Below are 12,075 nucleotides of genomic sequence, written 5' to 3' on the forward strand. Positions count from 1 at the left end.
CCATCTACTTCTCTTGTCATAAGTAAAAACTCAGCTTTTCCTATCTATAATAAAAACCGTAGTTCGGAGTTACTTTATTGTCAAATCGATTTAAATGTAAAGAAATTTTAGGGCTAGCTCGTGGGGTTGAGTAACCGCCTCATCATAGGGCTTTATTTGTAAAAGGCGTTGTGCGACGTTTTTATTGAACGCTCAAAACCCGTTGTACAACGGCCCTTTTCTTTAGAGGTAACACGTTGTGCGACGAGCAATTTATGGACTTTGTTAGTGACTACTAACGTTTTTTTGTGAGATTCCTAAGGCGTTGAGCAACGCTACTCAGTTACGAAGCAGAAAGTTGTGAAAACGCAGTAAAGGTGCTCAATAGCGTGATTTTAGCGCATTATCGACGGTATAAAGCGATTTTCAAAATAATAGGAAAGTTTTTTGAGTTTACTAATTTAAATACATGTCACACACGCACACAACTATCAGTATGTACACTACTAATATCACTAATACTACTAACTATACTACTACCACAGTACATAATAACAATTTCATTAATAATCATTGTAGTAGAAAGAGGTTTCGTGAGCTACGTTCCCAATGCAAACTTAATGACTCAATTTGCAGTAACGCCAAAACTCAAAAGAAGGATGCAAAGTTAATTCAAGACTTTTATTCGGCACTACGAATTGAGGACAGAGATAGCGCACTTAGTGCCATAGTAAGCAATGACGGATTTTTAAAAAGAAACTCAGATAATTTTTATCGCTACTTAGATAATCCTCGATGGGTTGCCCCAGACTTTGATAGGTTAGCAATTGGCTACGGTATATCTAAAGAGAAATCCTTAAAAATAAGTAGTCGGTTGAGGGCTGGCGATTGTCCTGAAAATACTACTTTAGAACATGGTTTAAGAAACAAATATTATAAATCTTCTTGGGTTTTAAAATATAAAAAAGGACATGGGATAAGGCTTTATTTAATTAGTAATAACGGTGGTGTTGATTTTAGGCATATTAAAGTTGACTTCACTCCCTCTTATTTTAGGGATAGTGAGTTAGCCGAGTTTTTTAATTGGTTTAACGAGCTACTAGGGAGCGAGCGTAAACGCGCGACAAAAGACTCTATTATATCGTTAATGGAAAATGGTCTTCAATTACATAATGTATTTGCACCTCAAATCCTTCATAACAGTTTATTTGGAAAGGAAGAGAAGTATAATTGGAAAATAAAAGGTAAAGAGCAACCGTTTACTCAGGCCACTTATGATATTTTTAAAGCTGAGTGCGGTGGGACCATCAAGAACAAAATTTACTGTCCGGTATCGAAGCTATTTTACCTCATATTTAAAGAACGACGTTATACCGAAGATGACGCACTTACAGTTATGGAAAACATATCACATGCAACTAGGGTCGAGAGTGTATATGTTTATTCATATAAACACTCGGCGAAAAAGTATTCTCTACTAGAGATGGAGCGTGTGCCTTGTTTCTTGAGTCAGTTTGATATCATTGCTCCCGATTCGTTAGTCGAAATGCCCATCGAAGATAGAGTCAAACTAATGGGACAGCGAACGTTGTCTGGCATAGAGAGGGGCAACACACGTAATCTTATTCTGTCTCCTAACACTCTAGAGACTAAACGCATTAAAATGCTTGAACGCTACAAAGATATTTTCTTGAACAGTTGACAGTGTTGCCAGATAGCGCAAGCAACACTCTACTGTAGACGTGTTAAGTAATGTGTATTAGCAATTTTGTAATACTGTGAAGATAGCGTTTTGCGCAGACTCTCTAAATTCACGACCAATTCTTGGTGTGTATGAAGGGTGGGGGGCTGATATTACAGTTGTTTTAAAATCGCCTTTTTGCAGGCTACCTACTGAAAACTTGAACGTTACTTTACCTCTCACTTCGTGATGCTGTATGTCTGTTAAGTTTGAAGAGTGTAGTAGCCAATTCTTTGATGATGGGCTATTAGAGCTCTTGGGAACAAGAACAACCTTTGGCTTGAAGTACTCTATTATCTGATTGTTCAGCTCGTAAGAAAACTGAATAGCTCTCTCTAAAAGCGCTTTATCGTATTTAGCCAACTGAGAAGTGAAGCTTTTAAAATCCTTACTTCCCCACAGCACTATGTTAGCCATGAGCGTTTTGTGTTCGCCAAACCGCTTATTGAATATTTCTGAGTAGAATTGCCACTTGTTGTTTGGCTTGTTAATAGGATCCCACAACGGGGCATTCACACCATCGCTATTTCTGTACGCTTCGCTGAAGTTGTCGTTCATGGCTTGTTGCACAAACCCCTCGTAGTGAGAAGGGGAGGAAGGAGTCAAAATAGCGTCGAGAGATTCAGGAACATTAGGATTTGAGCCTAACCAAATCACATCGACTGATTCGGTATTGAGCTTACTTAATACTTTTTCTGTCTCGATTTCTCCAAAGATAGAGCCTCTAAACGGTATCGAATAAGAGCCTGTACCTCTCTTGAGCGCTTTATTTTCTTGGTTTTCTACAAAATCAGAAATACTATTGTTTATTACTCCAAATATATTCAACGTCATGTCCCTATGATTTGCTAGCGTATTCTTGAGTGAGCGACTTTTTAAATTTTAGGTATGCTTTTTATGAACTAAAGATGCGGTAATGCTTATCTTGCTTCCAAGTGCATTGACTCGGTATAAGGTTAAATTTATCACATATCAAAGTTTGAAGCTCCCTGCTTTTTATCACGTTTCTGTCTGCATAAATGTTAAAGAATGTTGAGTCTCCAGAGTAGATTACTCTACCCCTGCTGATTTCTTGATATTCAACAGCAATGAGCTCAGGAAAACACGGAAGGTATATTCTATGCTCTTCCCACTCTACTAAATGGCTAAAGTCACTGTCATAGAGTGAAAGGCTATCAGGCTCTGCACTATTCAAAGGCATTGCTTTAGCAAGTACAGTCGACTTGTAGACCCAAAAAATACCAATATGAGGCAGCTTAGTTTTCATCTTGTATATCTCCAACATGTTGACGTCACCCAACTGTCTTGACAGAGATTTACAACCCTTTAATTATTTTAAATTTGCTGCTGACGTGAGCGCTATTCGCTTGCATGACATATCGTAATCAAAAGCGGAAAGCTAACTTCTTATCTTTACTCGAATAGGTAACGTTAATGTGCATTAACATGAACTATTTAACATGAAAGTAACTCTGCTACGGTTCTAGATCAGAAAGAGAATTATCACAATTATTATAGTGCCCCTTCATAGATTTCAGTCATCTGTGGAGCCTCTTCAGATTTTTAGGAAACCTCCCCTAAAGAAGCTTGCTATGCCAGGAATGAGTGGTTGTTAACAAACAAAGTATACTTCAGAATTCATACTCGAAGCGGTATTACTCTGCTAGAAACCTGATATTATTGGTCGTCAGATTGCTTTAGATATTAGTATTTTTCTTAGTCTACCTAACTGCTGAAAACATCATGCTGCGCAATCTAAAGATAAAACACATAAGAGCAGTGATCCCCGTTGTGACGCGGGGATAGCAGATTAAAACATGAACTTGCCAAGGTCAAAAAATGACCGGTATTTTTACGCGAAGCGACAACGTTTTTAGCCAAAAAGTTACAGTAAGGTATCTAGCGATATCGAGTTTCCGATATGCCTTTCTACTAGTCTATTGTACCGTTTATTCGAAAATGGAGCCTTAGATGATTTGGTGAACTCAAAGAAGCGATGCGAACCAACTTCATGCTCATAAGCATAGCATCACGGTTATGGCATGAGCCAGATAATATTTACTTTGTTGTTCATTGATGCGCTCACTGTAAGGAGATCAGATAGCAATTGGAAAAGCTACCTCTTGGGTCAACGGTGATTTTATCTTTCAGTATTGGACTTGCTTTTACACTTGTTGTAGGGGGTATTACAGGTTTTGGTACGAGCGAGACGCAATAATTGTGACAGGCTTATTGAAAATGCATTTTGTATTCTCCTATTCCTTCGGTGTACTTATTTTACATTGCCGGATTATGTATGAGCAGGCTTCGCAGTAGATTTCTGTTTTTCTGACAAGATTTAGCAACTTAATTGAAATACATGGCTTTTTAATACAGAGTTCCTCTTGTGAATCAGAAAGCTGACCATTTAGGCATTGACTACAATCATATTTTAAGAGAACATAGATTGCCAATAGAGGAATCTTGTGTTGAAAACGAATTACCGCATTAGCAAAAATCTAAAAGTGGTCTTAGCCGCTTTTTTGTTGTGCGCACAATTTTTGTTGATTGTGACTGACGCGTTTTCTATTGAACAAGACCACTTGTTTAGCAATGAATTATGTACTGAAAATACATTAATCGAACTGTCCGATGCTTACGATTTAGATGCGGGAAGTGATTGTGACCATTGTTGTTCTTGTCATGGTCATTTTACACACATAGCTTTTTACTTTGATATTGAAAGCTCGTTTCTAAAAAAGTTTCCCAATTTAGTCTCAGTTTATAGTGAAGCTACACCTAATCGTTTCATTAACCAAATAGAGCGTCCTCCAAGAATTTAATCCCTGTCGTTTTTCGTTTTTTCAACTGACTAGGATTATATATCATGAAAATTTCACAGTTTCCTGTGCGCAAACTTACGCGCGCCGGGATATTGACTAGTGCATTGATGCTATCTCAAGCCAATGCATTGGCAGAACAAGTAACTTTAGATGATGCAGTTCAACTTACTCTCAACCGTCATCCAAGCTTGTTGAAATTCAGACCTCTTACTAGAGCTCTTGAGGGAGATCGCCAACAAGCTTTGCTTTCTCCAGCTTACACCGTAGGTGCTAATCTAGAAAATGTGATGGGCACAAGTTCTACTTCGGGAGTTCAAGCAGCAGAAGCAACCATCTCTCTATCTTCAGTGTATGAACTTGGTGGAAAGAAGAGTGCAAGAACACTGGTTGTGGATGCCAGAGCTGCCCTTTTAGATTCAGAGCAGTATTCAATGTCTCTCTCACTACTTGGTGGGCTCACTCAGCAGTATATTCGCGTTCTGGCACAACAGGAGCGTCTGCAAATAGCTGAGCGAAGTGTGAGCTTAGCTGAAGATGCTCTTACTGTGATCACTAATAGAATAAAAAGTGGTGCAACGAATGATGCTGAATTGTTCAGAGCTAAATCGGCTTTAAATCAAGCGAAATTAGAACTTGCGACAGCAAAGGTGAATAAAGAAATAGCCCTGCAATCTCTCACACTATTCTGGCAGGGCAATTATGAAGATATCACGCTTACTGGTTCTTTAAATTCACCCGCTAAAAATTATTCCTACGAAACACTTTTTAACCAATTCTTATCATCATCGAATGCGGATTTACTAATTAAGTCACTTGACCTGAAGGACGCTGAAATTCAGTTGGCTAAGTCTGATAATACCGCAGACCTATCTTGGTCTGTTGGTGTTAGAAGGAATCAGGGAGCTCAAGATACATCGTTAGTTTTTGGTGCCTCAATTCCACTATTTGCTGAGAAGAGGAATTCGGGTGCAGTCAAATCTGCAATTGCTAGTAAGGAGGCGGAGTTATTAGAGCGAGACACCAAGTATCTCGATGTAAAAGCGATTCTATTTAAAGCAACGAAAAGCATAAATTTTAGTTCACAGGCAGCATTGCACCTGGAAAAAGAAGTAATGCCAGATTTGAAAAGAGCATTGGAGCTGACCAAGGAGGGCTATCAAAAGGGAATTTACACTTATCAAGAATGGTTTGCTTCACGTGATGCACTTCTCCAATCTCAACGGAGTCTCATCAACTATCGCGAAGCCACCCTGCTCAATGAAGCACTTATCGAACAATGGACAGGGCAATCTCTGAAATCATTCACTTTCAATCTCCAGGATTAATTATGCTAAAGCAAATTTTATTTTTATTTCTTATCGGCACTGTGACATCTATCGCGACCGCAAGTGAAGATGTCACCAATTCAAATGACAACCAAAATATATTCCAGAAAGGTAACATCAAAATAGAAGTAAGTATCGATGAAAGCCCCGAGGGCTCTGTAATTATTGCCTCGACTTTTGAAGATGGGAAGCCATTTATCCCTGATTCCTTTTCTATAGAGCTACAGAAGTTAGGTTCAAGCTCAGAAAAATTTGAGTTTCAAACTTCAGAGGGGGTTTTGCGGTCAATAAAAGCTCTGTCTGAACCTCATTCTTTTAGGGCTACTATTTATCTGACTGACAAAAGACGAAAGTATTCCTGGGAGTGGGAAAACTTCGAGGGAAGAACACAGATCTCAAGAGCATTAACTGAAAAGTTTCAATTAGCAACCTCCGAAGTTCAGAGTGGGACCATTGAAAGACATATCGAATTGTTGGGTACTCTTGTAATTCCACCCAAGAACAAGGCTGAAGTTAATGCGCGGTTCTCGGGAGTTGTAGAAACTCTCGCTTCGGATGTTGGTGACAGCGTGAAGGCTGGCGATGTAATTGCAAAAATTCAATCAAATGACAGCTTACAAACCTACATCGTGAAAGCGCCAATTTCGGGTACGGTAGTAAGTCGAAATGTTAATGTTGGGCAGTTGGTTACCAGTGAAACGCTTTATAAAATAGTCGACGCTGAAACGCTTTGGGCAGAATTGAAAGTATTTCCATCCAAGCGGGATACAATAAAGCAGGGCTCTTATATCCACATAAAAAAAGGTTCCCGACAGCAAGATGCAAAGGTCAAATTTCTCATTCCGTCAGGTTCACTTGAACCTTATCAGATCGCAATTGTTGAAATCACTAATACCGAAGGAGAATTCTCCCCCGGCGATATGGTTACAGGTGTAGTTGATGCTCAGAAAGTCGATGTTTCGCTTCGCGTTGAGAATGAAGCTATCCAATCAATGGATGGTAACTCAGTTGTATTTTTAAACGATGGTAACACGTTTCAAGCTGTCCCTGTCGAGCTGGGTATAAAAGATGACAACTTCACTGAAGTAAAGCGTGGCTTAATCGCTGGTCAAATTTACGTATCAAAAAATAGCTTTCTGATAAAAGCGGATCTTGAAAAATCCGGTGCCTCTCACGCTCACTAATCCTGGAGACGATAAATGATTGATAATATTATTCGTCTTTCAGTAGAAAGACGCTTTTTGTTTCTTGTTCTTGCACTAATCTTAATTGGGATCGGCGTTTGGAGCTACCAGCGATTACCTATTGATGCTGTACCAGATATTACAAATGTACAGGTTCAGATTAACACCAAAGCTCCGGGGTACTCACCATTAGAAGCTGAACAACGAATAACATTTCCTGTCGAAACAGCACTATATGGCTTGCCTAACTTATCCTATACACGTTCTATATCGAGGTATGGTCTTTCACAGATTACAGTTATTTTCGAAGAAGGAACGGATATCTTTTTTGCCCGAAATTTAATCGACGAAAGACTTGCTAACCTTAAAAGTGTTTTACCTGATGGCCTTGAGCCAGAAATGGGGCCAATCGCAACAGGGCTTGGCGAAATTTTCGTATATACACTGGAAGGGAAAGATGGAGCAACGTTACCCGATGGCTCGCCGGTCACACCTATGGCTTTAAGAGAGGTACAAGATTGGATCATTCGACCACAGTTAGCCCAGGTTCCGGGAGTAGTAGAAGTAAACACTATTGGAGGTTATGACAAGCAATATCACGTCAATCCCGACCCTGTAAAAATGCTGGAGATGGGAGTCTCGCTTAAAGACATTTCTGAAGCACTATATTTAAACAATGATAATGCTGGAGCAGGCTATATTGAGAAAAATGGCGAGCAACTTCTTGTTCGCTCTCCAGGTCAATTGACAGGGATAAAGGATATCGAAAATGTCGTAGTAGGAAAAAAAGGATCTGTTCCTGTTCTAATAAAAGATATTGGAACTGTAGGCTTGGGTAAGCAGCTGAGGACCGGTGCCGCTACAAGAAATGGTAAAGAGACAGTGATGGGAACGGTCATGATGTTGCTGGGAGAAAACTCAAGGGAAGTTGCAGCTTTAACTGCCAGTAAATTAACTGAAATTCAAAGATCGTTACCAAGCTGGGTAGTTACTGAACCCGCCTATGATCGAACTACACTGGTCGACAAAGCGATAAACACTGTGCAGAAGAACCTGCTGGAAGGAGCATTACTCGTAATTGTCATATTATTTTTACTACTAGGCAATATTCGAGCGGCTCTTATTACGGCTGCGATCATACCTATTGCTATGATGATGACAATCACTGGAATGGTCCAGAGAGGTGTTTCGGCAAATCTGATGAGTTTGGGGGCTTTAGATTTTGGTCTGATTGTCGATGGCGCTGTCATCATTGTTGAAAACTGTATTAGGCGCTTATCTGAAGCGCAACAGCATCACGGCAGACTTCTTCAACTCAAGGAACGTCTAGAAGAAGTGAAAATAGCAACGATTGAAGTAATCAGGCCCAGCTTATTTGGAGTCGGGATCATAACCGCTGTTTATCTGCCTATTTTTACTTTAACAGGCGTAGAGGGAAAGATGTTTCATCCCATGGCAATAACTGTTGTTATCGCTCTTATTGCGGCAATGATTTTGTCACTGACGGTAGTGCCTGCAGCGATCGCAATTTTCATGGGGGGAAAAATCAGTGAAAAGGAGAGTTTTTTAATACGTTGGGTGAAACTGGCTTACGAACCAGCACTTAGGGCTATTCTTAAATTTAAAGCTGCTGCTCTTGGGGCTGCACTAGCGTTTGTTGTCTTCTGCGGATGGTTGGCAACAACACTTGGGTCTGAATTTATTCCTCAACTGGATGAAGGTGATGTCGCTTTACAGGCTTTACGCATAACGGGTACCGGTCTAAACCAATCAATTCAAATGCAAGAATTACTTGAAGGTGCGCTGTTAGAAATTCCAGAGGTAGCGGTAGTCTTTGCGAAAATAGGTACACCAGAAGTCGCTACAGACCCAATGCCTCCTAATGTAGCCGATAGTTTTGTAATACTTAAACCTCGCTCAGAATGGCCTGATCCAGCTAAATCTAAATCGGATCTAGTGGCTGAAATTGAATCAGTCGCCTCAAAGCTTCCCGGTAATAACTATGAATTTACCCAACCAATTCAAATGAGATTTAATGAATTGATTTCCGGCGTAAGGGCTGATGTTGCAGTCAAGGTTTTCGGTGATGACTTAGAGCAATTGTTGGATTCTGCAAATAAGGTTGCTGAGATCGCTGAGTCGATACAAGGTGCCTCAGACACCCGAGTTGAGCAAGTTGCCGGCCTTCCTATGTTGTCCATATTACCAAAACGAGATGCTCTCGCAAGGTACGGTCTTAACGTAGCAGACATTCAAGCACTCGTTTCAACCAGCATAGGGGGTAAGGAATCAGGCATAATCTATGAAGGCGATCGTCGGTTTAAAATTGTAATCAGATTATCTGAAGAGTTGCGTACAAATATTGACAAATTAGAGAGCTTACCTGTTCGTGTCGGCAATAGTTTTGTACCGCTTGAAGAGGTAGCCACTCTCGAGTTAAAGCCGGCGCCTGCACAGATCAGCCGAGAGAATGGAAAGCGCAGAGTTGTCGTAACGACTAACGTACGAGGAACCGACCTAGGAGGATTTGTCGTTGATTTACAAAAAAGACTTAAATCCGATTTAAAAATGAAGGAAGGATATTGGTTAGAGTTTGGTGGTACCTTTGAACAACTGGAATCCGCCAGCAAACGGCTGACTTTAGTCGTTCCGGTTACGCTTGCGTTGATAGTTGGCATACTCATTATGGCGTTTGGGTCTGTTAAAGACGCATTGATAATTTTCACTGGTGTACCACTAGCCTTGACTGGAGGAGTACTGGCACTCTGGATTAGAGATATGCCTCTTTCAATTTCTGCGGGAGTAGGCTTTATCGCTTTGTCCGGGGTCGCGGTTTTGAATGGACTAGTGATGGTCGCATTCATCAGACAACTCTGGCAGGAAAATGGTGATATTTATACTTCAGTAATTCGAGGGGCCATAATCCGGCTTCGACCTGTTTTGATGACTGCGTTAGTGGCCAGCTTAGGCTTTGTTCCCATGGCACTTAATACAGGAACAGGTGCTGAAGTACAAAGACCGCTCGCCACTGTAGTCATTGGGGGAATTATATCGTCAACTTTACTGACACTGTTTATATTACCTGCGCTTTATCAGCTCGCACATAACAAACGCAACTCTTAATCAAATTTTACGCCCGGTATGTTCCGGGCGCACCGGAGCCTCTATGACTCATAATCATTCAAATAGCTCAAACAAAATTGGGTGGGCTTTTCTATTAAATTTCAGCTTCACAATTATTGAATTTATTGGCGGCTGGCTAACGAACAGCACTGCTATAATGGCAGATGCTGTTCATGATCTCGGCGATTCAGTTTCTATTGGAAGCGCCTGGTGTCTCAATAGGTTAGGAGAGAGAGAGGCCGATGAAAATTTCACATATGGGTACAAGCGACTCAGCCTGTTAGGGGCATTTATTAACGGAGCCGTACTTATCCTTGGCTCAATCTGGGTATTATCAGAAGCCATTCCTCGAGTATTAGACCCGGTCGTTCCAAATACAGAAGGCATGATATTACTTGCGATTCTAGGTGTCGCTGTAAACGGCTTTGCTGTGTATAAACTCCAGGGAGGAAATACCCTAAACGAGAGAGTGTTGAACTGGCATTTATTGGAGGACGTTTTAGGCTGGGTTGCTGTATTAATTATTGCCATAGTAATGCAATTTGTCGACTGGCCAATTTTAGACCCCCTACTTTCGATTGGCTTTACGCTTTTTATATTGTTTAATGTAATTCGAAACTTATTAGCAACCTTAAAATTATTTTTGCAAGGTGTTCCAGAGAAAAACTTATACAAACAAGTGTTAGATGAACTCCGGAGTGTTGATAGAGTTGAATATATCCATGACTTAAAAATTTGGTCACTTGACGGAGAACACAATGTTATTACTATACGCGTTGGCAGTGCCTTAAAGACAGTTGAAGAATACAAGTTATTGAAGCTTGATATTTATGATAGCTTGGCCATGTTTGACTTCAGTTACAGCACAGTTGAAATAGAGTTTACTGACGAGCATTCTGCAGTTAATGAGGAGGTGAGATGAAATTCCATTACTCATTAACAATGATAGTCGACAGTAATTCAAGTTTTAATACTAAGCTAAAATTTTATTTGTGACACATTGTCTACAATCATGACTATAGATTTTCATGGAACTTTTTAGTTTGTTCCCCTCATGATTAAATTTTTTGTTAAACTGTAAGGAGAGTGTGATAGATAATAATGCGTAACTAAAGTGGTAAGAGGCAAGATTGAACACGTACCTTCGACATCAACGTTTCTTTCGTGCTCTTACGAGATGTTGAAAATAAAATATAGAGACATTAATGAAATTTATAAGTAACTATAAGATGAGCTTCTTATTTTTTATTAGTGGTATTTTGTGTTTAATCGCTTATAACATAAAAGGCTCGAGTATAGATGAAAATGGTTTTTTGGTTGAATCGTTTGGCTTCATTCCTATATTTTGGCTGTTTGAGCTGATGGCATCGCTGACTTTTGCTTTCACTTTCATTAAACTTAAAAAAATCAGCGAAAGTAAAAGCACGCGAAGAACTTTTTCTAACTGACAATTTTGCTTTGCGATTTGCTATGCAACTCCTGGCTAGTAATTGAAAACTGAACCTAAAGGTTGTTGGGTATTGCCTTTTAGTTATATCAGACTTTAACTTCTTATATTAAAGCTCGCTAATTATTGGCTTTCTATTCTTTTATACACATTGATGAATTTGCATAGTTGGACCCATGTCAGTGCGGTACCTCATCGGTGAGTCAACAGTCTCAAATCAAAAATATCTACACAATGTAGCTAACCACAACAGTGATGAAATTGCGATCGTCACTAAAACAGCCGCTGAGCCTAAATCTTTAGCTAAGCCTGACAGTGGGTGAATCTCTTTTCCAATACGGTCAATAGTTACTTCAATTGCAGTATTTATAATTTCAGCGAACAAAACGAAGAGTATGGAGGAAAGTAAAATCGCCTTTTCCATATAAGGAATTGACCAAAATGCAAGCACTCC

Annotated in this window: 10 protein-coding genes; 7 read left to right on the plus strand and 3 right to left on the minus strand. The window is 39.9% G+C overall.

Features of this window, described 5'->3' with window-relative positions:
* The first annotated feature begins 475 nt into the window (after positions 1-475).
* Entirely contained in the window at positions 476-1,681 is a 1,206-nt protein-coding gene (locus BIZ39_RS18305; RefSeq protein WP_187447658.1) for a hypothetical protein, read from the plus strand.
* A gap of 57 nt (positions 1,682-1,738) precedes the next feature.
* Here the strand turns inward: BIZ39_RS18305 and BIZ39_RS18310 are convergent, their stop codons facing one another.
* On the minus strand, positions 1,739-2,554 hold the full coding sequence (locus BIZ39_RS18310; RefSeq protein ID WP_015066024.1) for a hypothetical protein: 816 nt from the start codon (positions 2,552-2,554) through the stop codon (positions 1,739-1,741).
* Positions 2,555-2,615: 61 nt separating this feature from the next.
* Complete coding sequence (locus BIZ39_RS18315) at positions 2,616-2,987, minus strand: hypothetical protein (protein WP_232363010.1); 372 nt, start codon at positions 2,985-2,987, stop codon at positions 2,616-2,618.
* A 1,198-nt stretch (positions 2,988-4,185) separates the two neighbouring features.
* Between BIZ39_RS18315 and BIZ39_RS18320 the strand changes: the two genes are divergently transcribed.
* The 6 genes from BIZ39_RS18320 (at position 4,186) to BIZ39_RS18345 (ending at position 11,622) form a co-directional block, all read left to right on the plus strand.
* Positions 4,186-4,542, plus strand: coding sequence for a hypothetical protein (locus BIZ39_RS18320; RefSeq protein WP_223866653.1), 357 nt, complete (start codon positions 4,186-4,188; stop codon positions 4,540-4,542).
* Between the two features lie 44 nt (positions 4,543-4,586).
* Positions 4,587-5,867, plus strand: coding sequence for a TolC family protein (locus BIZ39_RS18325; RefSeq protein WP_015066027.1), 1,281 nt, complete (start codon positions 4,587-4,589; stop codon positions 5,865-5,867).
* 2 nt (positions 5,868-5,869) lie between these two features.
* Positions 5,870-7,051 carry an efflux RND transporter periplasmic adaptor subunit gene (locus tag BIZ39_RS18330; protein ID WP_012516885.1) on the plus strand — a complete coding sequence of 394 codons (1,182 nt, stop codon included), beginning with the start codon at positions 5,870-5,872 and terminating at the stop codon, positions 7,049-7,051.
* 15 nt (positions 7,052-7,066) lie between these two features.
* The gene (locus BIZ39_RS18335) at positions 7,067-10,174 is read left to right on the plus strand and encodes an efflux RND transporter permease subunit (protein ID WP_012516886.1); all 3,108 of its coding nucleotides are present in this window, start codon (positions 7,067-7,069) and stop codon (positions 10,172-10,174) included.
* Positions 10,175-10,217: 43 nt separating this feature from the next.
* Positions 10,218-11,096 (plus strand): cation diffusion facilitator family transporter, encoded by an 879-nt coding sequence (locus tag BIZ39_RS18340; RefSeq protein WP_012516887.1) that lies wholly within the window; start codon positions 10,218-10,220, stop codon positions 11,094-11,096.
* 307 nt (positions 11,097-11,403) lie between these two features.
* Complete coding sequence (locus BIZ39_RS18345) at positions 11,404-11,622, plus strand: DUF3955 domain-containing protein (RefSeq protein WP_226434510.1); 219 nt, start codon at positions 11,404-11,406, stop codon at positions 11,620-11,622.
* A 216-nt stretch (positions 11,623-11,838) separates the two neighbouring features.
* Here BIZ39_RS18345 and BIZ39_RS18350 read toward each other — a convergent pair.
* Positions 11,839-12,075, minus strand: a 237-nt coding sequence (locus BIZ39_RS18350; RefSeq protein ID WP_187447659.1) for a diacylglycerol kinase, incomplete at its 5' end; no start/stop codon positions are given.

Origin of the sequence: Alteromonas sp. BZK5, from assembly GCF_014349115.1 — a bacterium.
In the GTDB taxonomy this organism is placed as follows: Bacteria; Pseudomonadota; Gammaproteobacteria; order Enterobacterales; family Alteromonadaceae; genus Alteromonas; species Alteromonas macleodii.

Excerpts from the sequence above, each read along its gene's own strand:
- BIZ39_RS18325 (WP_015066027.1), top strand. The coding sequence starts at position 4,587 with ATGAAAATTTCACAGTTTCCTGTGCGCAAACTTACGCGCGCCGGGATA.
- BIZ39_RS18305 (WP_187447658.1), top strand. The coding sequence starts at position 476 with ATGTACACTACTAATATCACTAATACTACTAACTATACTACTACCACA.
- BIZ39_RS18315 (WP_232363010.1), bottom strand. The coding sequence starts at position 2,987 with ATGAAAACTAAGCTGCCTCATATTGGTATTTTTTGGGTCTACAAGTCG.
- BIZ39_RS18345 (WP_226434510.1), top strand. The coding sequence starts at position 11,404 with ATGAGCTTCTTATTTTTTATTAGTGGTATTTTGTGTTTAATCGCTTAT.
- BIZ39_RS18340 (WP_012516887.1), top strand. The coding sequence starts at position 10,218 with ATGACTCATAATCATTCAAATAGCTCAAACAAAATTGGGTGGGCTTTT.
- BIZ39_RS18335 (WP_012516886.1), top strand. The coding sequence starts at position 7,067 with ATGATTGATAATATTATTCGTCTTTCAGTAGAAAGACGCTTTTTGTTT.
- BIZ39_RS18310 (WP_015066024.1), bottom strand. The coding sequence starts at position 2,554 with ATGACGTTGAATATATTTGGAGTAATAAACAATAGTATTTCTGATTTT.
- BIZ39_RS18330 (WP_012516885.1), top strand. The coding sequence starts at position 5,870 with ATGCTAAAGCAAATTTTATTTTTATTTCTTATCGGCACTGTGACATCT.